Source organism: Streptomyces sp. NBC_01171 (assembly GCF_045039805.1).
In the GTDB taxonomy this organism is placed as follows: Bacteria; Actinomycetota; Actinomycetes; order Streptomycetales; family Streptomycetaceae; genus Streptomyces.
In genome coordinates this window covers 74,950-98,971 of record NZ_CP108609.1, presented here as the reverse complement: position 1 = coordinate 98,971, position 24,022 = coordinate 74,950, and the positions used below count along the sequence as shown (strand labels likewise).

Here is a 24,022-nt window from a genome sequence, read left to right as displayed (position 1 = left end):
AATGTTACGGTGGTCAGATGAGCGAGTCGACGGGACTGCGGGCCCGCAAGAAGGAGCGGACGCGCGACGCCATCGGCGACGCCGCCGTCTCGCTGTTCCTGGAGCACGGCTTCGACCGCGTCTCCGTCAACGACATCGCCGCCGCGGCCGAGATCTCCAAGCCCACCCTCTTCCGGTACTTCCCCACCAAGGAAGATCTGGTACTGCACCGGTTTGCGGACCACCAGGGCGAGGCGGCACGCGTCGTACGTGACCGCAGGTCCGGCATCAAGCCGGTGACGGCGCTGCACCGGCACTTCCGGGCCGGCCTCGATCGCTACGACCCCGTCACCGGCCTCAACGATCATCCTGAAGTAGTGGCGTTCCATCGGCTCGTGTTCACCACACCGAGCCTTGCGGGTCGGCTCACGCAGTACCAGCTCGAGGACGAGGAGGCACTGGCGGACGCCCTCGGCGAAGGCATCCAGGCACGCCTGCGAGCCGCTCAGGTACTCGCGGTCCAACGGGTGCTCGCCCGGGCCAACTGGCAGAAGATCGCCGACGGTCGAGCCGCCCACGACGTCCACCCCGAGGCCGTGGCCGACGCCGACCAGGCATTCGCCCAACTCCGGTGACAGAGGGCACTGCGGGCCGAAGAAGACCTCGCGGCCCTCGTTACTGCTCACCAGGCCGAGGGGCACACCGACGGGCTCAGCCACCACGCTCCCCATGATCGGACGGACGTCACCGCGCATCCGACTGCTCCGACCACCGAGCCGGCGAACCAATGCTGTCAGAGCACTGGATCACGCCTGGTGCAAGGCAGGAGTCGCCTTGCGCGGGGGAGCTGATGGGTGGCTGCGGCTGGCAGCCCGTCAGAGATCGAGGACCACCTCGGTGGTCGGTGCGCTGCAGCAGACGAGGATGGTGCCGGCTTCGGGCGGTTCCAGGGGTGGGGTGGTGTAGGTGATGTCACCTGTGACGAGCTGAGTGACGCAGGTGTGGCAGACGCCAGTGCGGCAGGACCAGCGGGTGGGGATGTCGCAGGCTTCGGCGAGCTCGAGGAGGGAAGCACAGGTGGACGACCATGGAGTGGTGACGCCGCTGCGAGCGAAGGTGATGAGGGGGCCGGTGCCCGTGGGACCGGCTGGTGGGTGCGGCCGGACGGCGACTGTGGGCGTGATGCCAGGGTTGATGGCCGGGAGGGCGCTGAATTGTTCCGTGTGGATCCTCTCGGGGCTCAGGCCGCGATCGCGCAGAATGCCGGCGACGTCCTCCATGAAGGCTGCTGGTCCGCAGAGGTAGGCCTCCGCGTCGGCGGGGATGCCCAGGGCCGCGAGGGATGAGGCAGTAGGGCGGCCCTGGGTGATGTGGGGCCTTTCGGGGCGTGGGATTTCCGAGGTGTAGTAGATGTGCTCGTGCGCGTGGGGGAGTTGTTCCAGAAGCGTGTGGGCCTCGTCCGCGAAGGCGTGGTGGGCGCGGTCGTGTGCGGTGTGGATCCACCAGACAGGACGTGGATCTCCTCTGGCGGCTAGGTGATGGAGCATGGCGAGCACCGGAGTGGCACCGATCCCCGCGGAGACGAGAGCGATCGGGCGGGTCCCTTCTTCGAGTACGAACGTTCCGCGAGGGCTGGCGACGCCCAGCAGGTCCCCTGGATGAAGCCTGGCGTGGATGTAGCTGCTGACTTTCCCGTGGGGCTCGTGCTTGACGCTGATGCGGTAGGTGCCTTCCGCGGGAGTGGACGAGAGTGAGTAGGTGCGCACCGCGGGGGCGGCATCGGCGACGGGTAGGCGGAGGGAGAGGTACTGGCCGGGGCGGGCCTCGGGGAGAGGTGTGCCGTCGGTGGTCTGGAGGTAGATCGACGAGACGCTGGGGGTCTCGCGAACGATGCGGGCGACGCGCATCGTTTTGAACCCGGGCCATCCCGGCACCTCTCTGGACTGCTGGGTGGTGGCGAGTTCACGGAAGGACTGCTGCCATCCGGGGCTCAGGGCTGGGATGTTCAGGGCTTTGCGCAGCTTCGCGGCGTCGCGGTCGGGCAGGTAGAGCAGTGCGTCGGTGTCGGCGACGCTGAGTTCTTCCGGGCCCCTGCGGGTGAGGGTGATCTCGTCGCCGGCCTGGACACGGCCCTCTGCCAGGACGCGCAGGTAGAAGCCGGGGCGGTGGTGGGCGACCAGCAGGGAGGCCATGGCGGGCTCGCCCAAGCGCATGCCGACGCGGTAGCAGGTGACGCGGGGCTGGGTGACCTCGAATTCGGCTTCGCCGATGCGGTAGCGGTCGCCGATGCACACCTCGTCGTCGGGCAGTCCGTCGACGGTGAAGTTCTCCCCGAACATCCCGAAGGTCAGGTCGTCACGACCGAGCTGCCTCTGCCAGTACTGGTAGGACTGCAGCTGGTAGACGAGGACGGCACGGATTTCGCCACCGTGCCCGGCCAGGTCTCCTTGGCCGTCTCCCTCGACGTTGAGCCGCCGGACCATGCGGGGGCCCTGGGCGGGGGCCTTCCAGGCCCCGGTGCGGACGGTCCTTCCCTGCCAGGAGACATCCTTGGGCATGCCTACGTTGACGGACAGCAGCGTCGCCATTGCGGACCTCCTGCGGGATGGCCGGCCGGGGCAGCCCCTCATGGCGCTGTGATCTGTTCCTTGGGACCGATCCTAGTTCTGTGCCGGTGCCGCTGCGATTCCGTGATCATGGATCTGTGCATTCACGTGCGGCCGGCGAGGACGGATCTGGGCTCGATGCGACCTTGGGCAGTAGTGGCTCGATCAGCGCCCACAGCTCGTCGTCGACTTCCCATGGCTTCGGCCGAGCCACCCGGCACCCCCGGATCATCTGTCCCGGAGTGATCCGACCACCTCGAAGACCATTTCGTCAGGAGTTCCAAGCGGCGGTCGTCTTGTCGTTGATCTGGAAGGTGATCACGTCGACTCGGTCGGTTCCCGCCAGATCCGGATAATGGCCCTTGAGGACTTCCCGGAGTTCGGTCGCGGTCGTCACCCCCTCGGCTTGGGCGTCCTGGTGGGTGAGGTCGCTGACCAGGCAGTGCCTGATGCCGGTCACCTCTGCCGGCAGGACGACTTCGGGGTCGCTCTCGAACACCAGCCGGGCCGGCCCGAGTTGGGCCGGGTCCCTGAAGCGGGTGGTCTTGGTCTTGGCGCCGGAGCGGACGTCTTCGAGGTAGCGGGGGTTGAACCGGATGATCGGGGGACCGGCCGTCTCAGGGTCTTGGTGGAGCGACGGGTCGAGACCGTTCATGCCTTCCGGGGTCCATCGCTGAGCCAGCGGCATCAGGTCGGCGGCGAGAACGGACCTGGGCCCCGCCGGGGTGGGCACGATGACACGCATGCTCGGGTAGTAGTCCACGAAGACCTGCCGATCGCGCCCGCACGGGCCGACGACCCCGCGCCCGTGGTTTCCCACGGCGACGATGCAGCGCATCTGGCGGGCGCCCTGGGCCCGTGCGGCTCCCAGAGCCACGAGTTCGGCGCAGGGTCCGCCGGTGAAGTGATAGAGGTTCACACCGGCGAACATCCGGTAGTCGGCGGCCATGACCGCGGCGCCCATCGTGTGGATCCCGTCTTCGTCGGGCCCGGCGTCGGTATGCGCGTCTATCGTGCGGCGTGCCAGCTCCACGAGCTCACGCTCGTCATCATCGAGAGCTCGTGCGGATGACGGTACGTACACCTTTTCAGCCTCCCCTTCCGTCAGCGATCGCCGAAGAGCATTCCACGCCACGCAGGTGGGCTCCACGGGATTTCGGCTTGCCTTGACTGCCCCGGTGGCGGTCCCGAGGGCAGGGATGGAGCGCCCTGGCCGACCCTGGTTGCGGTCCCGGAGGACGATCCGGGGTCGCGGTTGTTCCGCTGGTGCGGTGATCCGCTCATGCCGACGGCGAAGGCGATGGCGGTGTTCTGCTCGTCCGCGTGCCGTTCGAGGCACTGGCGGCGGATGCGCCAGGCCCGGGCGAGGACCCAGGCGGTGCAGGCCGATTGACGGCCCGCTGAAATGTGAGTAGGACGCGTCAACTCGCGGGTGTGGGCCAAGCGGGATCAGCGTTCTGGGTGGCGGCCCAGGAAGCGAGGAGGCGCAGGCCCTCTTCGTCGGGTGAGCCGGGTTCGGCGGTGTAGATGGTGAGGGTGAGGCCGGGTTCGGCGGCCATCTCGAGCCCTTCGTAGGCGAGGGTGAGGTCGCCGATGGCGTGGTGGTGGAAGCGTTTGGTGCCGGTGCCGTGATGGCGGACGTTGTGGGCACCCCAGCGGGTGCGGAAGTCATCGCTGCGGGTGGAGAGCTCGCCGACAAGGTCGTGCAGGCCCTTGTCGTGGGGATTGCGGCCGGCTTCGGTGCGCAGGATCGACACGGCGACGTCGGCCGCCTGGTCCCACTCGGGGTAGAAGCGGCGGGAGGCCGGGTCGAGGAAGTTGAAGCGAGCCAGATTGGCCTGGTTGTGGGGCGTGGCGTAGACGTCGTCGTAGAAGGCGCGAGCGAGCCGGTTGGTGGCGAGTAGGTCCATGCGGCCGTTACGGACGAAGGCCGGACCCGCGGTGACGGCGTCCAGAACCCATTGAAGGCTGCGGTGGGCCTTCCACTGCGGGCTTCGGCGTCGGGGGCGGGTGAGGGCGTCGGTGCCATCGGCCGCGTGAGCGAGGTTCAGCAGGTGGGCGCGTTCGGCGTCGTCGAGTCGCAGGGCGCGGGCGAGGGCTTCCAGGACGGCCGGGGAGGCGCCGGCGAGGTTGCCGCGCTCGAGTTTGGAGTAGTACTCCACGCTCATGTCGGCCAGGGCTGCGACCTCGCTGCGACGCAGGCCGGACACACGGCGGCGGCTGCCGGAGGGCAGGCCCGCCTGCTCAGGGGTGATCTTCGCGCGCCGCGAGGTCAGGAACTCGCGGACCTCTGCCTGGTTGTCCACGCCTTCGACGGTACGTCCCGCTCCGGCTCGCAGCGATGTACTGGCAGTACACCCCTTGACCGTGCCTCGCTCCGCACGGCGAATGCCGGTTACCTGGATGGCATGGCGCTTTCCGCCCAGCCGCGCGGGTCTTCGCCGCGCTGCCGCCGCTCACCCTCGATCTCGACGACTTCCAGCAGGCCGAGCGCGTCGCCGACCTGCCGCGCCAAGCTGACCACGGACGGCGCCCCCGAATCGTCCGACCCCAAGGCGGGTGACCTGGCCTTTTATACGCCGCGGGGGAACCTGGCGCTCTTTACCGCGGCCGTCCCTCGCCGGGTCTGGTCATCCTCGGTCACCTCACCGACCGGGACGACATCGCGCGCCTGGCCGACGCCGGCCATGTCCGCATCCAGCCCGCCTCCCAGCCCCGTTCGCTCTTCGTAAGGAGTAGTTCCTCGTATGTCCGCTCCCGTCGCGCCGGGCAAGCTGCCCTTCGTCGTGTGGGTGCTCGCCGCCGGCACCTTCCTGATGGGCACCACCGAGTTCGTCCTCGCCGGCATCCTCCCGGACATCGCTCCCGATCTTGGGGCCAGCGTCTCCCACGCCGGTCTGCTGATCACGGCCTTCGCCGTCGGAATGATCGTCGGCGGGCCGACCATGGCCCTGGCCACCCTGCGGCTGCCCCGGCGCCTGACCCTCGTCCTCGCCCTGACCGTCTTCGCCGCAGGGCACGTGGTGGCCGCCCTGACCAGTTCCTTCACCGTCGTCCTGGCCGCCCGGTTCGTCACCGCGCTGGCCACCGGCGCGTTCTGGGCGGTCGGTTTCGTCATCGCCACCACGGCCGCAGGGCCGGCCGACGCCACCCGGGCCGTCAGCGTGATGATGGGCGGCCTGACCCTGGCCAACGTCGTCGGCGTGCCCGCCGGATCACTGGCCGGGCACGTCACCGGCTGGCGCGGACTGTTCTGGGCCCTGGCCGCCCTCGCTCTCCTCGCCGCCGCCACGATCGGCCGTTTCATTCCCCGAACGGAACGGAGCGCCCCGATTTCCGTGCGCAGCGAGATCCGGGCCCTGCGAACGGGACGGCTCTGGCTGGCACTGGCCTCGGCCGTGCTCATCATGGGCGGTGTCCTGGCGGTTTATGCCTACATCACCCCGCTGCTGACCGACCGGGCCGGCATCCCCGCAGGTGCCGTGCCGCTGGTGCTGGCCGCGTTCGGGGCCGGCGCACTGGGCGGCACCGCGATCGGCGGCCGGTTCGGCGACCGCCGGCCCATGGCCACGACGATCCCGGCCGCCGCGGTGACCGCTCTGATCCTGCTCGCGCTGATCCCGCTGTCCACCACCCCGGCCGCCGCCGTCGCCCTGATCTTCCTCATGGCCTTGGCCGGATTCACGACCAACCCGGTCGTCACCGCCCTCACTGTCCGCTTCGCCGGCGACGCCCCGACTCTGGCCTCCGCCCTGACCACGTCCGCGTACAACACCGGCATCGCCGCCGGCTCCGCGCTCGCCGGGCAGGCCCTGTCCTCCTCGCTCGGCGTGACCGGGCCCGCCCTGGTCGGTGCCGTCCTCGCCGGCCTGACCCTGCTGCCGCTGACCGCCCTGGCCGTCACGATCCAGCGCACGCCAACACCCACCGACGCAGGCGACCCCGTACCGGCAGCCCGCACGACCACGGAAGCGACGTCGGTGCGGGCCTGAACCGGCCCAGCCGCCCCCGCCACACCTACCTGGAGCACCCGCCATGAACCACAAGAACCCGACATACGACTTCACCGGGCAGGTCGCCTTCATCACCGGCGCCTCCTCCGGTATGGGCCTGGCCGTCGCCCGCGCCTTCGCCGAAGCGGGCGCGGCCGTCGCCCTCGCCGACATCGACGAGAAGGCCGCCACCGCCGCCGCACACGACCTCACCGGAACCGGACACCAGGCGCTGGCCCTGGTCTGCGACGTCACCGACGAGAACCAGGTCGCCGCCGCCATCGACAGCACAGTCGACACCTTCGGACGCCTCGATGCCGCCTACAACAACGCCGGCATCATGCCTCCACCCACCGACGCCGCCGACGAGAGCGCCGAGCAGTTCGACCGCGTCCAGGACATCAACCTGCGCGGCATCTGGGCCGCCATGAAGCACGAACTGCGCCACATGCGCACCCAGGGCAGCGGCGCGATCGTCAACTGCTCCAGCCTCGGCGGCCTCGTCGGCAACCCGGGCCGCGCCGCCTACCACGCCTCCAAACACGGCGTCATCGGCCTGACCAAGAGCGCCGCCCTCGAATACGGCTCCCGCGGCGTCCGCATCAACGCGGTGTGCCCCGGCACCATCAGCACCCCCATGGTCGACGCCATGGTCGACGGCGGTGAGCTCGACCGCACCCGGGCCGAGGCCGGGCAGGCCATCCCCCGGCTCGGCACCGCCGACGAGATCGCCCAGGCCGTCCTGTGGCTGGCCAGCCCCGGTGCCAGCTACGTCACCGGTATCGCCCTGCCCGTCGACGGCGGCTACACCGCCCAGTGACAGCCCGCTTGTGGCCGGCCGACTGTGGCCAGGCTGCGGACAACTGGCCGAGCCCACCCTTAGCTCCGGGCCTCGATGGTCGATCCCCTGTTCCTCAGTCGAGGGCGCTGACGAACAGGGGATCGAGTGGATCTCCCTAGGCCGTGTCTGATAATTGATCTTGTGGCTGGTCGTGGTGAGTTGACGGATGTGGCGTGGGAGCGGATAGCGCCGCTGCTCCCGGTGATGGATGGCCGGGGGCAGCCCTGGCGGGATCACCGGCAGGTGATCGACGGAGTGTTGTGGCGGTTGCGGTGCGGGGCGCCTTGGCGGGACCTGCCCGAGCGGTATGGCCCGTGGCAGAGCGTCTATGAACGGTTCACCCGCTGGGAGACCGACGGCACCTGGGCCAGACTGCTGGAACATGCCCAGGTCCGCGACGACGCCATCGGCCGTGTGGAGTGGACGGTGTCGGTGGATTCCACCATCAACCGAGCCCATCAACACGCCGCTGGTGCCGGGAAAAAGGGGAGCCCGGCGAGGACAAACTGGAAGATCCGCAACGCGCGGCGGCAGAGCAGGCCCTCGGCCGGTCCCGGGGCGGGCTGACGACCAAGGTCCACCTGGCCGTTGACAGCCGTGGCCTGCCCCTGTCCGTCGTGGTGACCGCCGGGAACGTCAACGACTCCACCGTGTTCGACACGGTGCTGGACGCCATCCGGGTGCCTCGTGCCACCACGGGCCGCCCGCGCCGCCGCCCTGAACGAGTCCTGGCCGACAAGGCCTACTCCTCCCGGGCCATCCGGGCCGGCCTGCGGCGTCGCGGCATCCGGGCCACCATCCCCGAACGTGCCGACCAGGCCGCCAACCGGCAGCGACGAGGCACCCTCGGCGGCCGGCCACCGGCCTTCGACAAGGAGCTCTACAAAGGCCGCAACGTGGTCGAGCGATGCTTCAGCCGCTTGAAGCAGTTCCGCGCCGTCGCGACCCGCTTCGACAAGCTCGCCGCCCGCTACCGGGCAGGACTGCACCTCGCCTCGCTCATTCTGTGGCTCCGCGACACCACGCCGTGATCATTTGTCGTGCAGAAACTGGTCGCCGTCCCGGCGAGACACCGTCTTCCCGGGGTGCCGCGCTCAGCGCGAGGTCAACGGGGCCAGTGCGGGTCGCGCCCGGTGAACGCGAGGAGTCTCTCCGCGCGGCTCGCGCCCTCCGGAACGGCCAGCGGCGGCGCATACTTCCCGAACGAGTCACGCACGAAATCGACGATCCTCGACGCGATGTCCTCCAGTGCCTCGGCCATCTCCTCGGACAGCGGCAGGTCCTGCCCGGTAGCTCTGGCGATGTCCCAGGCATGGATTCCGGCGTCGAGCGCCGCGGCGGCGGTGCCCATATTGGCCGGCATCGACCCCATCGGGGTGGGCACACTCTCCGCGTCGCGCCCCGACTCCCACGCTGCGACAGCCGCCTCCAGCACCGCCGTCAGTTCCGCGACTGAGTTGTCGGCCGTCGCGTCCGCGGGCTCGAACGGGTCACCCGCGGGCGCGACGCCCGTTATCTGCATGACCAGCGCCTGCTGGTCCAGGCGCGCATGGTTCAGCACCTGACGCACCGTCCACTCCGAACACGGCGTCGAATCCCCCCAAGCCCCTGCAGGAACGCCACGCGCGGCAGCAAGCAGGTAGTCGTGCGCCTCAGCGAGCAGTTTGAAACCGTCGACGTTCATCCGTCGCCCTCCCGTAGTCCCAAGATCGAACCGTCACCATAAGTTGGCATAGGACCAGGCGTCAGGTCTTTCACCGAGGACAGCACGCGCACTGACAGATCGCCACCGGCTACGGCTACGGCAGCCTGGCGCGCGACACCCGGCACGGCCACGCGCAGCACTGCCGGGCCCGCCCGAAAACGACCAATACGAGGGTGATCCTCTGCCTTGCGATTGCACGCACCGGGACACCGCGTGCCCCGCCCTGCGGCCGGCGGCGCCATTTGTCAGACACGGCCTAGGACCCGACGACGGGGCAGCCCGCGGCGACAGGTCCTCGGGAGAGCTCCACGAGCCGGGCCAGGGCTGTCGCCTCGGACGGCAGCCCGGCCGGATCGAGGCCGAGCGCCCTGGCCGCACGGACGCGTCGCTGGTCGAGGTCGGGTATGTCCTTCCGGTACTCGTCGGCGACCGCCTGGAGTTCTCCGGCTGTCCGTCCGGGAGCATCCCGCCACCACGGTGCCACCGGACACAGCCGCACCAACTCCGGCAGTCCGATGGCGAGCGGTCCGGCCTCACCGTCGAGGCTGACGTACACCGTGGGGCGTTCCTCTCCGCCCTCGCCGACGAAGCAGAACGCGTCACCTGAGCCCGCCCCCGACAGCGCTCTGCGGCGGGCGTCATTTCCACAGCCCGCAGGGTCCACGGTCAGTTGTCGCCGCGTTCGGCGAGGGTGTGGGCGACAAGGGCGTTGGCGTGCCCGTGACCGAGGCCGTGCTCGGACTTGAGCCATGCGACGAGTTCCATGTGCTTGGTCAGGGGCGACGTGCGGATCAGCTCCTTCCACTGCTCGATCGGGCGGCCGTACTTCTTCTCGATCGACGGGAAGTAGCTGGCGGGGCCTTTCAGCGGTGCGGTCATGATGCGGCGTCCTGTCTGTCTGAGGAGGTGGTCTCGGGGTGCTGCTTGCGGAACCGGGGCGCTACCGCCGTACGGTCGGGGCGAGGTTGGCCAGCTGGGCGATGGCTGCGGTGAGTGCGAGCAGGCCGAGGCCGGCCGCGGCGGTGAAGGCCGCGACCGTGGCGGCGGAGGCGGCGAACCCGGCGAAGATCCCAAGCGGCAGGAGACGGTAGGTCAGGGCCCAACCGCCTCGGCCCTGGGCGGCGAAGTGCCGGGCCAGCACGAGGAACGCGGCACACAGCGCGAGGTAGCCCACGGTGCCGCTGAGCATGTGGACCGTTCCGTGGCCGCTCAGCGTGGCAGGGCCGTCCGGCGTACCGGCCGGGAAGCCCGCGCCGGGGTCCGCCGTGAACACCCCGGCGAGCAGGAAGGACACGCCGAACACGCCGACCAGGCGCGGCGCCCAGGTGCCGCCGGCAGTGTGGCCGATCGCCCTTCGCAGTCCCACCGCGCCGGCGGTGAGCAGCGCGCCGGTGACCAGGAAGCTGGCGACCTGGATCCAGCCGAGCGAGCCGAGGCTGAGCTGGCTGATGGCGTTTCGGGTGAAGTCGAAGGCGGTGCGGGTGAGGCCCTCGATCACCCCCACCCCTAGGAACAGCGGCCCTGCCACCGCCCCACAGGCGAGCAGCGCGCGGGTGGCGAGCGGAGCTGAGGCAGCGCGGCCGGTGAACGGTGCACGAATCGCCTGCGTCATGCGGGATCCCCCCCGGATCACGTCAGAACTGGACTGTCCAGTACTGCAGAACTGGACGGTACAGTACCCAAAGAGGAACTGGACTGTCCAGTACTGTATTGGCGTGAAGGAGGAGGCATGGAAGCGAACGAACCCGGCGGACGCTCGGCCCGCAAGCACCAGGCGATCATGGAGGCCGCGACATCGGTGTTCATGGCGAAGGGCTACGCCGGCACGAGCATGGACGACATCGCCAAGCTGGCCGCCGTGTCAAAGCAGACGGTGTACAAGCATTTCGCGGACAAGGAGAAGCTGTTCGCCGAGATCGTCCTGGCCACCACCGACCGGATCGAGGCCATGATCGACCTGGTGGCCGTCATCCCCGCCGACGCGGATTCGCTGGAGGAGAACCTGCTCCAGATGGCCCGTCAGTTCCTGGCCACCCTCACCCAGCCCCAGGTGCTCCAGCTGCGGCGACTCATCATCGCCAACGCCGACACTTTCCCCGACCTGGGCGCCGCGTGGTACGAGCAGGGCTTCGAGCGGGTCCTGGCCACCCTGGCCGACACCTTCCAACGCCTGGCCGACCAGGGCCTGCTGCGGATCGACGACCCCCTCCTGGCCGCCAACCACTTCTCCGGCCTGCTGCTCTGGATCCCGGTGAACAAGGCCATGTTCCACGGCAGCCCGCAGCACACCCAGCCCCAACTCGACCACTACGCCGACGCGGGCGTGCGGGCCTTCCTCGCCGCATACCGCTGACCCCGGCCGCAACCGGACTGAGCGGCTGGCACACATCGGCTACTACCGGCTCAGCGAGACGAGCACCGGCGAGGACGTCGTCGTCCCTCTGCGCCGCGCAGCACGCCAGCCATGAGCGGAGGCCGGCCGCGCGTTCGGGGGGCGCGGTCGGCCCGCTCGTGCCTCGGCCGGGCCCGAAGGCCGTAGTCAGGGCGCGGCGCAGGCGGTCTCGGGGATACGTCCGGCCGGGATTACGGCCAAGGAGACCGCATGACCGCGCGCTGCGCAGCAGGGCTGCCTGGCAGGCACATGCGTCATCACCTCGAGTCGTCTGTTGTCAGGAACCGGACGAGTGGCACTCGGCTGTGGGACACCGACCGCCTCCGTTCTCTGGACAGCGCTACGAGCAACCACCAAGTGTCAATGATGAGTTGGGATTTCATAAACGATCGTTGAGTGGCGGAGGGGTGCCGATTAGGGTGGCATGTGCACCACAGACATGTGGATTACACACCTCCTGGAGCGCATCGGTGGAACCAGCCCCACTGACTGAGTCGCTTGCTCGACTCGATGCGCTGATCGGCAAGCACGGGCTCGACCGGGACGAGCTCCTCAACCCCGACGCACTCGCGCAGAGAACAGCTCTCCCAGTGGAGACCGTCCGGTCTCTCCTCGTCGGAGGAAGCCCCCCGGACGAGACGGTCAACGACCGAGTACGTTCCCGTGTCAGTACCTTCGCCGCAGCGCGCCTGACAGCTACAAAACGGCGCATGGCGGACCTCGCCGCGGAACGTAGCTGCGCTGATGGACCAGTACGGCGTCCGATCCACGGACCTGCGCATGCACGGCTCATTGTCCCGCCGCCAACTGGAGCGCCTGCTCGAAGGCGTCTTCCGGTCGGTCGTACCCGAACCCGAGGACGGGAGCGAGTCATGGTGAGCCGGGCCACGAAATCGCTGCTGGGTCCGTTAGGGACCGCGGTGGCGCGGGCCCTGGAGCCTCCCGCCGATCCACGCGTGGTGACGGACGCGTTCTGCCGAGCGACTCCACGACGGCCTGCTCCGACTCGCCCCCTCCTGGACAACGCCCTGTGGCAGCACGCGTTCGACGCCGGCCACGCCGGGCGCACAGCCCGAGGCATCGCCGGCGCGATCACAGTACGAGCCGCACTCACGACATGGCATTCCAATGCCGGACAAGCCGTGACGGCCGGCAGGACCGGAGTCGACGCTCTTCGGCGCATCGGCTGCGGCGAGGGCGACATCGACGCCATCTCCCGCGCGCTGCACCGGCCGCGGACCCTCGACCCCATCCGCGAGCGGATGGCCCCACAAGAAACGCGAACCCATGCCTGACGACGTCACCCGCCCTACCGTCATCGTGCTCGGCGCCGGCATGAGCGGCCTGCTGGCCGCAGCAGCCCTCGCCGACCACGCCGACGTCACCCTGATCGAACGCGACACCCTCCCGACCGGCCCGGAACCCCGCCGCGGCGTCCCCCAAGCCCGCCACGCCCACCTGGTGTGGACCGGAGGTGTCACCGCCCTCGACACGCTGCTGCCAGGACTGATCGAGGAACTGGTCGCCCGCGGCGCCCGCCTCGCCCACATCATGGGCGACATGGTCTCCCGCGCCCCCAACGAGATCTGGTTCCGCCGCTTCACCTCCACCTCGCACCGCAACCTGGTCTGCTCCCGCGACCTGCTGGACGCAGTGACCCGCGAACGCGTCCTCGCCGACCCCCGCATCACCCTTCGACAGAACACCACCGCCGCCCGCCTCGCCGGTGACGCCGCCCGCGTCACCGGCCTCCACGTCCGCGCTCTGGACGCTGAGGAGGAGCATCTTGCGGCCGACTTCGTCATCGACGCCACGGGACGGGGCTCCCGCGCACCGACCTGGCTCCAAGAGCTCGGCCTTCCTGCCGTGCCCGAGCACGAGGTGGACGCCGGCGTCGCCTACGCCACCCGCGTCTACCGGGCCCCCGCCCAAGATTTCCCTCTGGTCAACGTGCAAGCCAACCCCGCCGTGCCGCCGGGCCAGGGAGGGATCATCCTGCCCGTCGAGGACGGCCGATGGATCGTCACCCTCTCCGGCACGCGCGGCGGCGAACCCACCGACAACTCCGACGCGTTCACCGACTTCGCACTCGGCCTGGGTGATCCGGTCATCGGCGAACTGATACGCGATGCCACACCCCTCACCGAGGTCGTCACCACCCGCAGCACCGCCAACCGCCGCCGCTACTTCGAGAAACTGCGCCACTGGCCGGACAGCTTCATCGTCATCGGCGACGCCATCGCCGGCTACAACCCCGTCTACGGCCACGGCATCACCGTCGCCGCTCAGAGCGCCGTCGCCCTACGCGAGCACGCGGCCACCACGGGCCTCACCCGGCCGGGCAGCACACGCCGCCTGCAGAAATCGGTGACCCGCCCGGTCGCCGCCGCATGGGACCTGGCCATCGGTCAGGACATCTTCTACCCCGGCGCGAGCGACCAGCCCCCCACCCGAGTCGAGCGCGCTCTGGCCGCGTTCGTCGACCGTGCCGTCGCCACCGGCGCCCGCAACCCTCGCGCCCTGGCCGCCCTCCTCGACGTCATGAGCCTGTCCCGCCCCGCAACACGTCTCTTCTCCCCCGACATGCTCCTGCCGATGCTGTTCGGCCCCAAACGAGCGTTCCTGGACAAAGCTCCGCTGAGTGACGAGGAACGCAAGTCCGCCGTCTGAGCATCCGCCGCAGGCGACTGTGGGTCGCGCGACCTGAGCAGGCGCGGTCGGCCAGAATCACGGCAAGGCCGGCCCTGGCCTCCTGTGACGGCCAACCAAAGGCCGTCTGTAGCTGACTTGGGCCGGATGGATGCTTGCTGGGCACACAGGTCGACGATGTTCCTGTCACCCGGCTGAGCAGGTCACCCACGAGCCCGCCCACACCCCTGACTGTCGTCGAACGCAGTGACAGGAGCCAGAAGAGAGGTGGTTCGGGGCAACCATAAATCCGACTACGAGGCCGACCACAGCCCCGACCACGCCGCCGGGCTCTCGCGGATCCTGTACTTCTGCCACCCTCTCACCGAGGGATCCGGCATGACGTGGACGCTGCCGGAGTCGATGCTGAGCACTCCCGTGCCTGACCCTGAGCTGCGGCCGGGTGAGGCGGGCGACCCGAACTTGGAGAACTGACATGCCCATGCCTCACAGGACACTCATTGCGCTCAGCATGCTGGGTGCCGCCATGCTCTTCCCAGTGGCTGCCTGCTCCGCGGACCACTCCGACGCCAAGCAACCCGCCCAGTCCGGATATCCGACCTCATCGCGCTCAGCGACGGCTGCCGCTCCCGGCAGCACGGAACCTGCCGTGCGGAAGCCGCCGGAACTGGACGCGGACGAGACACTGGCCGGCCGCCAGAAGGCGACCACAGGGAACGCCGAGGTCGAGTTTGCGAAGGGCAAGAAGGGCGACGCGCTCATCGTCGCAGTGCGCTGCCAGGGCAAGGGGACCGTCAAAGTCGCCGTGCGGCCCGTACACGTCTCCTTCCCCCTCGAGTGCCTCGCCGACAAGGTCAGCACCACCTACAACCAGGTAGCCGTTTCGGGAGTGAACCGCGACGGAACCGTCTCCGTCGAGGCGCCCACGGCTGTGCGCTGGTCCCTGACAGTCGGCCGGGGCGCACCCGCAGAGGAAGAATCACCAGGCACAGACGCGAACTCTCCAGAAGCTTCATAGCCACGGCCCGACCGATGCGCCGAGCTGCCGCCCCTCAGGCAGGTCCTGACGGGCGGCACTGTGGCACGTACACCTGGAGCTTGTGGAGCACGAGCACCTGGGCGATCTGCGGATCAGCCTGCTCGCCCCGGCAGCCTCGTCACCCGTGGAAGTTCCCTGCGCAACCGCCTCCTCAAGGGGCGTCTGGCCGACATGCGGGGGCTGCCCGCTCGCCATAGCTTGGTCGTACATCGGCTTGATGCGGGTTGCGGGTGTGCTGACGGGCGGGCCAGGTTGCCGGGGTGTGGGCCGCTCGCTGATCACGTCTCCTACCGAGGGTGGGCGAGGGCCCGTGGCCCGGGACGTACGGGGCTGTAGTGCCCGTTGCGACGAGGAGGACTGGATGAGCGAGCCGGTTGCGGGCACCCCGTCCGCAGCGTCACACGCGCCGGTCGGCGGCGCTGCGGCCGAGGTCGACCGGAACGAGCACGGGGTGCCCGAACCCGTGGGAATCACGCTGAGTGTCAATGGTCGTGCGCAGCGTCTCGAGGTGGATCCGCGTGCTTCCCTGCTCGACGTGCTGCGCGAACGTCTGCGTCTCGCGGGGACCAAGAAGGGGTGCGACCACGGGCAGTGCGGCGCGTGCACCGTGCTGGTCAACGGCCGGAGAATCAACTCCTGCCTGACGCTCGCGGTCATGCACGAGGACGACGAGATCGTGACGATCGAGGGCTTGGGCGAGCCCGGCGCTCTCCATGCCGTGCAGGCCGCCTTCCTCGAATACGACGGTTTCCAGTGTGGCTATTGCACGCCGGGTCAGATCTGTTCGGCGGTCGGCATGTTCGGCGAGATCGAGGAAGGGTGGCCGAGTCACGCCACCGCGGATGTGTCGGGTTCGCAGATTCCTCTGTCTGATGAGGAGGTTCGGGAGCGAATGAGTGGCAACATCTGCCGATGCGCTGCCTACCCGAACATCGTCGCGGCCCTCCGGGCCGTCGCCGAGGGAGGCGTCGGATGAAGCCCTTCACCTACGAGCGGGCCACGGACGTGCGAGGGGCGCTCGCCGCGGTTTCCCGCCCGGGTGCGACGTTCATCAGCGGCGGCACCAACCTGCTCGATCTGATGAAGCTAGAGATCGAGCAACCGACCCATCTGGTCGACATCAGCCGACTGCCCTTGGCGGACATCGAGGAGCTGCCCGACGGCGGGCTGCGGCTCGGCGCTCAGGCGGCGAACTCTGATGCCTCCGCCGACAGCCGCGTGCGCACTCGCTACCCGGTGCTGACCCAGGCGCTTGTGTCCGGCGCGTCCGGGCAGCTGCGCAACAAGGCATCCATCGGCGGCAACCTTCTGCAGCGGACCCGCTGCCCGTACTTCTACTACTCGGCCGTGGGCTGCAACAAGCGAGACCCCGGCTCGGGGTGCTCGGCGATCGGCGGTTTCAACCGGGTCCACGCAATCCTCGGCGCCGACGACGCCTGCATCGCCACCCATCCCTCCGACATGGCCGTCGCTCTGACGGCGCTCGAGGCCCAGATCGAGCTGCTCGACGCCGACCAGTCTGTCCGCCGCGTCGCCATCGCCGACTTCTACCGCCTGCCGGGCGATACGCCGCACATTGAAACCGATCTGCGACCGGGCGAGATGATCACAGCCGTGGTGCTGCCGCCGGCCCCGCAGGGCGGGCAGGTCTACCGCAAGGTGCGCGACCGGGCGTCCTACGAGTTCGCGCTGGTCTCCGTCGCGGCGATCGTCGAGACGGCGGGCGAGATGATCAGCCGGGTCCGGGTCGCGTTCGGGGGAGTGGCGCACAAGCCGTGGCGGTCCGCCGAGGCGGAGGCCGCGCTGACCGGACGTCCCGCCTCGATGGCCACGTATCGCGACGCTGCAGAGGCGGCGATGCGGGATGCCGTGGGGCGGGGGCACAACGACTTCAAGATCGAGCTGGCCAAGCGCACGCTCTGTCGCACTTTGGCGGAAGCGGTCCAGGTGGAGCAGAGGAGGGTGTGATGGCCACCGTGATCGGGCAGGGACTCGACCGTGTGGACGGCCCTTTGAAGGTGTCGGGCCGGGCGACGTACGCCTATGAGAACTGGCCCCTCGGCCAGATGCTGTACGGGTTCATCGTCGGTGCGGCGATCGGCAAAGGGCACATCACGCGGCTCGACACCACGCGCGCCGAGAGATCACCCGGAGTGCGCGTTGTACTCACCCACCACAACGCGCCCGCCCAAGGCGCCCCCGACACGTCGTTGTCCAATCCGTACATGCGCGCCTTGCCCGTCCTGACCGGCCCGGACGTTCATCATTACGGCGAGCCGGTAGCGCTTGTTGTGGCCCAGACCTTCGAGCAGGCACGAGCGGCGGCGAACCTGGTCGACGTCGACTATGAGGCCGAGCCCGGGCGATACGACTTCGCCGCGAGCCAGGAGTACGTCTACGCCCCGGATTCGGTGAGAGGCATGATGCCGACCGATACCGCGGTCGGCGAGTTCGACTCCGCGTTCGAGACCTCGGCGGTCAAGATCGACCAGAGCTACACGACTCCGTACGAGTTCTCCCAGCCGATGGAACCGCAGGCCGCGGTGGCGGCCTGGTCCGGCGGGGACCTGACCGTCTACGTCAGCTGTCAGAGCACCGAGTCGGCTCGTGCGTCACTCGCGAGCACGCTTCAGATAGAGGAGCAGCGGATCCACGTCCACACCCCGTACGTCGGCGGGGGGTTCGGCTCCAAGCTGGGTGTCCATGCGGAGACAGCCCTGGCGGCGATTGCCGCGCAGGTGGTGAACCAGCCGGTCAAGGTCGCCCAGACCCGGCAGCAGGTCTTCCATCTCGTCGGCATGCGTCCCATGTCGAGCCAGCGGGTTCGTCTCGGCGCCGAGCGGGACGGTCGCCTCGTGGCGATCGCTCACGAGTCGAACGCGTTCACGAGCCGTGAGACGGAGTACACCGAACAGATCGCAACCACCGCGCGCAGTCTCTACGCCGCACCTCATCGGCTGACGCGACACCGGCTGACGCCGCTGGATCTGCAGCCGGGAGAAGATGTCCGCGCGCCGGGTGAGGCGCCGGGTCTGCTCGCGGTCGAGTCCGCGATGGACGAGCTGGCCCACGCACTGGAGATGGATCCGGTCGAGCTGCGGATCCGGAACGAGCCGGAACTCGACCCCGAGCGGGGCGTTCCCTATAGTGCCCGCAAGCTGGTCGACTGCCTGCGCGAGGGTGCGCGGCGGTTCGGGTGGGAGCGCCGCTCCGCCGAGCCGGCGCGCCTGCGGGAGGGACGGTGGCTGGTCGGCTACGGCATGGCGAGTGCCATCCGTCCGCACTTCCAGGCACCGACGAAGGTGCGCGTCCGGATGGAACCGGGTGGAACTACGGTCGTCGAGTCGGATATGACCGATATTGGCACGGGTACCTACACGATCCTGACCCAGGTCGCGGCTGACGGGCTCGGACTGCCGCCCGAGCTGGTGCGGGTCGAGCTGGGGAACTCCGAGTTCCCGGTGAGTGCCGGCTCCGGCGGCTCGTGGGGCGCGGGTAATACGAGTACCGCATTGCATCGCGCCTGCGCTGACCTGCGTCAGCAGCTGCTGGTCGCGGCGTGCGCGGACGAGAGTTCTCCGCTGCACGGCCTGAGCCCCGCGGACGCTGTGTTCTCGGGAGACAGCCTGAGCATCGGTGACGCGTCTCAGTCGCTGAAGGAGATCGTCGAACGCCTCTTCCCCGATGGTCTCGCGGGAGAAGGCGAGGTCGCCTCCATGGCCGAGGATCCGAACTACAGCGCGTACTCGATCAATACGTACGGGGCTCATTTCGCGGAGGTGGGTGTCGATGCCGACACCGCCGAGATCCGTCTTCGCCGGATGCTGGGCGTGTTCTCGGTGGGCCGGGTCCTGAACGCCAAGACGGCGCGCTCACAGCTGGTGGGCGGCATGATCTGGGGCCTGAGTGCGGCCTTGCACGAAGAGGCGGTGGTCGATGTGCGGACCGGTGAGTTCATCAACCGGGATCTCGCGAACTACTTGGTACCGGTCCATGCGGATATCCCCGATGTCGACGCGGTCCTCCTCGACGGGTTCGACGACAAGGCCAACCCCCTTGGGGTAAAAGGCGCCGGCGAGCTGGGGATCTGCGGGGCCGGTGCGGCGGTCGCGAACGCAGTGTTCAACGCCACCGGTGTACGCGTGCGCGACTTTCCCATCACCCTCGACAAGGTGCTGCCCGGCCTCCCGCCCATGGGTGTCTGAATTCCCTGGTAGGGCACCGGGGCAGGCGCCCGATCGCTTCCTAGGGCTGGCCGATGCGAGTACGTGCACGCGTTTCTCGTGCGGTGTGGTTGGTGCGTCCACTTGGAAGTGCTTCGGCAGGTGGGGCCGTCGCAACTGAATGAAATGGGCTGTCCTGCCCTTGAAAGTGCCTGCTCGGCAAGAGTCGCCCCCGCGCCCGCGGGGATGGTCCGGCCGCCGCGGTGTTCCAGGGCGCGGTCGCCGCCGCCCTCGTCACCCTCATCCACTCAAGCGGGTTCACACAGGCACTGACACGTGCCGGGCACGCTGTACGTCGACGCTGGGCGGCGCTCCCGGCTTCGGTGAGGGCAGCGAGGCGGCGCCGGATGACGCGGGTTCCGTGCACCACGACCGCTCGGGTGAGAACAGCTCTTGTGCTCCCGTGAGATCGAGCAACCTGTCGACCGTGGGGCTGACGGCCTGGATCGTGACGGCTTTGCCCTGACTCAGGGCCCGCTGCCGGAGGTCCAGAAGCACGCTGAGGCCGGCGCAGTCGCAGAAGCTGAGCCCGCTCAAGTCCAACTCGAGACCGTTGGCCGAAGCGGTCAGGGCTTCGACCAGGTGGGCTCGGATCTGGTTGCCCGAGATGAGGTCGAGTTCACCTTGCACTGTCACCCGGTCACGGTTGCCGCTCGATGCGTACAACGCTGTTACCTGACCAGGCAGAAGCGATCCCGCAGCACCGTCTCTGTCGGAGCAGGGGAGGTTCGGCGCCAGGGGGGACTGGGCCCGGTACGAGGGTTGCTGCACGGCTTACTCCCAATGCACTGGTGTAGACCGCTCCAACGTTCCCCCACGGGAGCAACATCCGTCAAGTGATACACGAAAGCGCGTACGTGTTTTTGGAAGCGTGCACGCCTGCTCGATAGAATCGGGCCATGGATGGGGTACCTGAGTCACACAGCGGATGGACGTTCCTGACGAACCACGCTCGCGTCCTTGCGGCCATCGCGGACAACCAGAGCGCACGGGTTCGCGACATCGCCGCCCGCTGCCGTCTCACTGAGCGCGCCGTGCAAAAAATCATCGCGGACCTGGAGCAGGCCGGCTACCTCTCACACACTCGCCAGGGCCGTGGCAACATCTATGAGATCGACCCCACCAAGGTCCTGCGCCATCCGACCGAAGCCGGTCAGGGCCTGACGGTGGCCTCACTCCTCTCACTGCTCAATCTCCAGGACCAAACCCATGGCCAGGCACGGCCCAGCGAGCCCGCACAACCCCAGGCAACGCAAGCCGCGGCGAACTAGTGCTCCAGCGGTAGATCTGCTCGGCGGCCGGCCGGTCGCCGGCGACCAGGACGACATGCCTCCCGGTTCGGTGCAGGTCTTCCAGGACGCGATCACAGTCGCCCGCGACACCGGGAACAGTCATGACGGCACTCCTCTGGTGCGCCTTGCGTCTCTTGCGGAACGGCGGGTGCCTGAGCCTCGCCGAGGAACAGGTCGGTCACCCAGGGCCCCGGAACACCTCCTGCGACCGCCGGAAGCGGAGCTCCTCGAGCGTGCGCAGCTGCCGGTCGGCCCGTTCGAGCAGTTGGTCGAGCTGCCGCGGGTCGAGGCGCTCGTCCGTCTCGGCGAGCGGGCGCAGCGTCCGCCAGCCGGCCGCTTTCCCCTCGACGCCGAGCCGCAGGAACTCGAGCTCGATGACCGTGGTGAGCGGGGACCGGCGGACCAGACGGCCGTTGCTCTTGAGCCGCCCGGCCAACTCGGCCGCGCGACCCGCCAAGACCTTGTACTGGCGCGCCTGGACACTCAGCCTGGCCATGATGTCCAGCAGGCTCCGCCGGTCCTGCGCGATCTCACGCGCGATCGGTTCCAGGGCCTCGCCGGTCGGGGTGCCACGGGTCGCGCGGGCCAGGTAACGGGCCCGGTTGGTGCCGACGGTGGCCCCCGCCAGATGGTCGTTGAGATAGATGCCGAGCAGGTCCAGCCGGAGCCGGCCGGCCTGCCGCGTGCCGTTCGTGCCGGCACTCGGGAGGTCACTCGCACTCACCACAGCCTCCTCGTCGGGACCGAGCCCCCCGGATTGGCCGAAGCCCCGGGTACCCGCCCCACCCAGCCCGTACGACACACCTGGTACGAGTTTTCGAAAGATGTCCGGCTTGCTGGAGAACCGGCAGGCAACTCGCGACGCACCCGCCTCCACCGAGAGGAACCCTCGGTGACGTGGTCCACACTCAGTACCCGTGATCGTCGACCCCGGGAAGACGCGGCCCGCGCCCATGGGGCGGGGTCATAGCCAGCCGCGTTTGGCGGCACCCTGGAGATCGGCGGGGCCGCCGGCATCGAGGAATTCCTCCAGCGCCTTCCCGCGAAGCGCCGGCGGCACTGGAACCGGGACATCCGCGAAGCCGAGGAGCTCGGGCTGGAGCACGACGTCGTGCCCTTCTCGGACGAGGTCGTCGCGGAAGCCGCCGCGGGTATCGCCAGCGTCTCCCGGCGCAACGACATGAACGAATCGCCCGACATCGTCAGGTGGAGGATCAGCAACTACCACCGGCGCCCGGGGCAGCACTTCTTCGTCCGCACCCGGTGGCGGGGGAAGGTGATCGCTCACATGCTGTGCCGGATGTTCGACGACACCATGGACGCGCACACCCTCGGGATCCTCGACATCCCAGGCCTCGACCGGGGAACGGTCTACCACTTCGGCTGTCTGCTGGGCCCGTTGAGGGCGGCCGTCGAGCGCGGGGCACACCGGCTGGAGCTCGGCATCGGACATGATTCACCGAAACTCCGCCGGGGGTGCACGGGCGAGGACACCTACTTCGCCGATCTGCTTCCCGCGCGATAGCCGGAAACCTGCCGGGGCCGGCCGGGCCATCAGCCACGGCCGGCCCCGGCAGGTTCCTCGGAGGGCCCCCAGGGTCCGCGGCTTGTCGAACACCGCGCATGGTCGGAGGGGGGTGAGCCGCTCGACGGTGGGCGCCTCGGGGCGGGTGGCCGTGGTCGAGGCCGGTGACGGATCGCGTCGTGCGGGGAGCATCTCCGACACCACCCCCAGGTCATCCGTTCGACAGAGGGAAACAGTCATGCCGGCCCCGGAGGCCGGCGGCCCTCTTGCAGGGCCGCGGAAAAGACGACGCACGGCAGCCCGGCGAGCCCCGTGTGCCGAGCGGCGGCCACAGCAGGTACAAGTGGCCCAGCACATACGGCAGGCGGCCGTCCGACCGGATGGCCGCCTGCTGTTGAGCGCCGGACTTCCCTACAGCATCGTCCGGAGCGAAGCCGCCGGCCCGCAGGCGTGCGACACCATCAGCCCGAGCGCCCGCACCACACGGTCGGCCAGCGTACGGACCAGCGCGGGGTCAAGTCCCCCGTCGTGGAACGCGAACCGGAACGCGACCGGCTGACCGCTCTCCACCAGGAGGGTGAGCGAGAGCGGGTAGTGCACCTCCTCGTACCCCTGCCCCCGCTGGAACGTCCGGGCGGAGCTCGTGTCCGACACGTCCTCGACGACGAAGATGTTGTCGAAGGGCTCGCCCTGCGCACCCGGCACCCTGCGCTGGAGGTCGGCCAGGGAGTGGTGGCCGTGGCGCACGGTGTCGCTCAGCTGGTCCCTGAGGCCGGCCAGCGCCGTTGCCACCGTCGCCGAACCGGCCGGATCCCAGATGACCGGCACGGTGTTCATCACCAGCCCCACGACGCGGTCGATCTTCGCGAGGTCCCAGGTCCGCCCGTCGACCACGCAGCCCACCATGACGTCGTCCCGGCCGACGGTCGCCGACACCGTGACTGCCCACGCCGCGAGGGTGGCGATGGCAGGTGTCACACCGTGCTTGCTCACCAGACGTTCGAAGTGTGTCCTGGTGGCCGCCGGCAGGTCGAGGGTGAGCAGGCGCTCCCCGCCCCCGGCCCCATGGCCGGGCGGATCGAGATAGCACGCACGACTGCCCGCGAGCCGACGCGTCCAGTACATGCGCGCCGCATGCTGCCGCTCCGGGTCGCGCAGCCACTCGACGAAGCGGCGGTAGGGCACCGGCAACGGCAACTCCTCTCCGCTGCCCGTCAGGGCCCCGTACAGCCGGCTCGCCTCCTCGGTCAGCACGCCGACGCTCCAGCCGTCGATCCACAGGTGATGGCAGTTGAGCACCACCTTCAGCCGGTCACCGGTACGCGCCACCGTCACCCGCGGGCGCCAGTCCCTGCTCTGGTCGCTCGCCGTATCGATGAGGCCCTCCGACCAGTCGGCGATCGCGATGTCCACCGACTCCGCCGGATGCACCACCTGGACCGGCCGCTCCAGACCCTGCCAGTGCACGCTGCTGCGCAGCACCGGGTGCCGCCGGACCAGCTCGCGCCACACCTCGACCACCACGGATTCGTCGAGGCCGGGAGCGCACTCGATGACGTGACATCCCCCGTAGCCGCCGCCCGTGAGGCTGTGCAGCAGCATTCCGCTCTGCAGGGGCGTGAGGTCGTACAGGTCGTCCGCACGACCGGTCTCCTTGAGCACCTGGTCCAACTGCTCCCGCGTGACCGACGCCAGCGGGAAGTCCGACGGCACCCGCGCCGCGCGTGCCCCCGGCCCCCGCCGGACCAGAAGCTCAATTGCGCTCATGCAACGCCGCGC

Annotated in this window: 23 protein-coding genes and 1 pseudogene; 12 read left to right on the top strand and 12 right to left on the bottom strand. The window is 69.3% G+C overall.

All coding sequences use genetic code 11. The features are described from left to right. The first annotated feature begins 17 nt into the window (after positions 1-17). Positions 18-614, top strand: a complete 597-nt coding sequence (locus OG448_RS00500) for a TetR/AcrR family transcriptional regulator (RefSeq protein WP_405550550.1) — start codon at positions 18-20, stop codon at positions 612-614. Positions 615-854: 240 nt separating this feature from the next. Here the strand turns inward: OG448_RS00500 and OG448_RS00495 are convergent, their stop codons facing one another. The 4 genes from OG448_RS00495 to OG448_RS00480 all read right to left on the bottom strand — a co-directional run bounded on the left by OG448_RS00495 (position 855) and on the right by OG448_RS00480 (position 5,109). Continuing rightward, positions 855-2,567, bottom strand: a complete 1,713-nt coding sequence (locus OG448_RS00495; RefSeq protein ID WP_405550549.1) for an MOSC domain-containing protein — start codon at positions 2,565-2,567, stop codon at positions 855-857. Positions 2,568-2,856: 289 nt separating this feature from the next. Then, the gene (locus OG448_RS00490; RefSeq protein WP_405550548.1) at positions 2,857-3,720 is read right to left on the bottom strand and encodes an ASCH domain-containing protein; all 864 of its coding nucleotides are present in this window, start codon (positions 3,718-3,720) and stop codon (positions 2,857-2,859) included. A 286-nt stretch (positions 3,721-4,006) separates the two neighbouring features. Continuing rightward, positions 4,007-4,891 carry a helix-turn-helix transcriptional regulator gene (locus OG448_RS00485; protein ID WP_405550547.1) on the bottom strand — a complete coding sequence of 295 codons (885 nt, stop codon included), beginning with the start codon at positions 4,889-4,891 and terminating at the stop codon, positions 4,007-4,009. Between the two features lie 89 nt (positions 4,892-4,980). After that, the gene (locus OG448_RS00480) at positions 4,981-5,109 is read right to left on the bottom strand and encodes a hypothetical protein (protein ID WP_405559061.1); all 129 of its coding nucleotides are present in this window, start codon (positions 5,107-5,109) and stop codon (positions 4,981-4,983) included. Between OG448_RS00480 and OG448_RS00475 the strand changes: the two genes are divergently transcribed. The 4 genes and pseudogenes from OG448_RS00475 to OG448_RS00460 all read left to right on the top strand — a co-directional run. Then, the gene (locus OG448_RS00475; protein ID WP_405558615.1) at positions 5,051-5,317 is read left to right on the top strand and encodes a cyclophilin-like fold protein; all 267 of its coding nucleotides are present in this window, start codon (positions 5,051-5,053) and stop codon (positions 5,315-5,317) included. The genes OG448_RS00480 and OG448_RS00475 overlap by 59 nt on opposite strands. Before the next feature lie 15 nt (positions 5,318-5,332). Next, entirely contained in the window at positions 5,333-6,577 is a 1,245-nt protein-coding gene (locus tag OG448_RS00470) for an MFS transporter (RefSeq protein WP_405550546.1), read from the top strand. Positions 6,578-6,620: 43 nt separating this feature from the next. Further along, positions 6,621-7,397 carry an SDR family NAD(P)-dependent oxidoreductase gene (locus tag OG448_RS00465; RefSeq protein WP_405550545.1) on the top strand — a complete coding sequence of 259 codons (777 nt, stop codon included), beginning with the start codon at positions 6,621-6,623 and terminating at the stop codon, positions 7,395-7,397. Positions 7,398-7,559: 162 nt separating this feature from the next. Then, a pseudogene (locus tag OG448_RS00460) lies at positions 7,560-8,468 on the top strand (IS5 family transposase); the annotation flags it as partial. Between the two features lie 55 nt (positions 8,469-8,523). Here the strand turns inward: OG448_RS00460 and OG448_RS00455 are convergent. The 4 genes from OG448_RS00455 to OG448_RS00440 all read right to left on the bottom strand — a co-directional run bounded on the left by OG448_RS00455 (position 8,524) and on the right by OG448_RS00440 (position 10,735). Next, positions 8,524-9,102, bottom strand: coding sequence for a TIGR03086 family metal-binding protein (locus OG448_RS00455; protein ID WP_405550544.1), 579 nt, complete (start codon positions 9,100-9,102; stop codon positions 8,524-8,526). A 277-nt stretch (positions 9,103-9,379) separates the two neighbouring features. After that, entirely contained in the window at positions 9,380-9,679 is a 300-nt protein-coding gene (locus tag OG448_RS00450) for a hypothetical protein (protein WP_405550543.1), read from the bottom strand. Positions 9,680-9,789: 110 nt separating this feature from the next. Beyond that, positions 9,790-10,002: a DUF4287 domain-containing protein gene (locus OG448_RS00445; RefSeq protein WP_405550541.1), complete on the bottom strand. Its 213-nt coding sequence runs from the start codon at positions 10,000-10,002 to the stop codon at positions 9,790-9,792. 61 nt (positions 10,003-10,063) lie between these two features. Further along, entirely contained in the window at positions 10,064-10,735 is a 672-nt protein-coding gene (locus OG448_RS00440) for a DUF998 domain-containing protein (protein WP_405550539.1), read from the bottom strand. Positions 10,736-10,852: 117 nt separating this feature from the next. On the opposite strand from OG448_RS00440, the gene OG448_RS00435 reads away from it, so the two are divergent. The 6 genes from OG448_RS00435 to OG448_RS00410 all read left to right on the top strand — a co-directional run bounded on the left by OG448_RS00435 (position 10,853) and on the right by OG448_RS00410 (position 19,408). Beyond that, positions 10,853-11,476: a TetR/AcrR family transcriptional regulator gene (locus OG448_RS00435; RefSeq protein WP_405550538.1), complete on the top strand. Its 624-nt coding sequence runs from the start codon at positions 10,853-10,855 to the stop codon at positions 11,474-11,476. 1,326 nt (positions 11,477-12,802) lie between these two features. Continuing rightward, positions 12,803-14,185, top strand: a complete 1,383-nt coding sequence (locus OG448_RS00430; protein WP_405550537.1) for an NAD(P)/FAD-dependent oxidoreductase — start codon at positions 12,803-12,805, stop codon at positions 14,183-14,185. A gap of 628 nt (positions 14,186-14,813) precedes the next feature. Beyond that, positions 14,814-15,182, top strand: coding sequence for a hypothetical protein (locus OG448_RS00425; RefSeq protein WP_405550536.1), 369 nt, complete (start codon positions 14,814-14,816; stop codon positions 15,180-15,182). Positions 15,183-15,564: 382 nt separating this feature from the next. Then, positions 15,565-16,179: a 2Fe-2S iron-sulfur cluster-binding protein gene (locus tag OG448_RS00420; RefSeq protein WP_405550534.1), complete on the top strand. Its 615-nt coding sequence runs from the start codon at positions 15,565-15,567 to the stop codon at positions 16,177-16,179. Continuing rightward, complete coding sequence (locus OG448_RS00415) at positions 16,176-17,171, top strand: FAD binding domain-containing protein (protein WP_405550533.1); 996 nt, start codon at positions 16,176-16,178, stop codon at positions 17,169-17,171. The genes OG448_RS00420 and OG448_RS00415 overlap by 4 nt, the downstream gene beginning before the upstream one ends. Next, a complete protein-coding gene (locus OG448_RS00410) occupies positions 17,171-19,408 on the top strand; it encodes a molybdopterin cofactor-binding domain-containing protein (RefSeq protein ID WP_405550531.1) in 2,238 nt (745 codons plus the stop codon). The genes OG448_RS00415 and OG448_RS00410 overlap by 1 nt, the downstream gene beginning before the upstream one ends. 276 nt (positions 19,409-19,684) lie before the next feature. On the opposite strand, the gene OG448_RS00405 is transcribed toward OG448_RS00410, so the two are convergent. Next, a complete protein-coding gene (locus OG448_RS00405; RefSeq protein ID WP_405550530.1) occupies positions 19,685-20,092 on the bottom strand; it encodes an STAS domain-containing protein in 408 nt (135 codons plus the stop codon). Between the two features lie 233 nt (positions 20,093-20,325). Here OG448_RS00405 and OG448_RS00400 point away from each other — a divergent pair, with 233 nt between their 5' ends. Further along, positions 20,326-20,697: a helix-turn-helix transcriptional regulator gene (locus OG448_RS00400; protein ID WP_405550528.1), complete on the top strand. Its 372-nt coding sequence runs from the start codon at positions 20,326-20,328 to the stop codon at positions 20,695-20,697. 199 nt (positions 20,698-20,896) lie between these two features. Here OG448_RS00400 and OG448_RS00395 read toward each other — a convergent pair whose 3' ends face one another. The 3 genes from OG448_RS00395 to OG448_RS00385 all read right to left on the bottom strand — a co-directional run bounded on the left by OG448_RS00395 (position 20,897) and on the right by OG448_RS00385 (position 24,010). Next, a complete protein-coding gene (locus OG448_RS00395; protein ID WP_405550525.1) occupies positions 20,897-21,442 on the bottom strand; it encodes a hypothetical protein in 546 nt (181 codons plus the stop codon). 240 nt (positions 21,443-21,682) lie between these two features. Then, positions 21,683-22,171, bottom strand: coding sequence for a hypothetical protein (locus OG448_RS00390; protein WP_405550524.1), 489 nt, complete (start codon positions 22,169-22,171; stop codon positions 21,683-21,685). A 483-nt stretch (positions 22,172-22,654) separates the two neighbouring features. After that, positions 22,655-24,010 carry a condensation domain-containing protein gene (locus OG448_RS00385; RefSeq protein WP_405550521.1) on the bottom strand — a complete coding sequence of 452 codons (1,356 nt, stop codon included), beginning with the start codon at positions 24,008-24,010 and terminating at the stop codon, positions 22,655-22,657. Positions 24,011-24,022 lie beyond the last annotated feature (12 nt).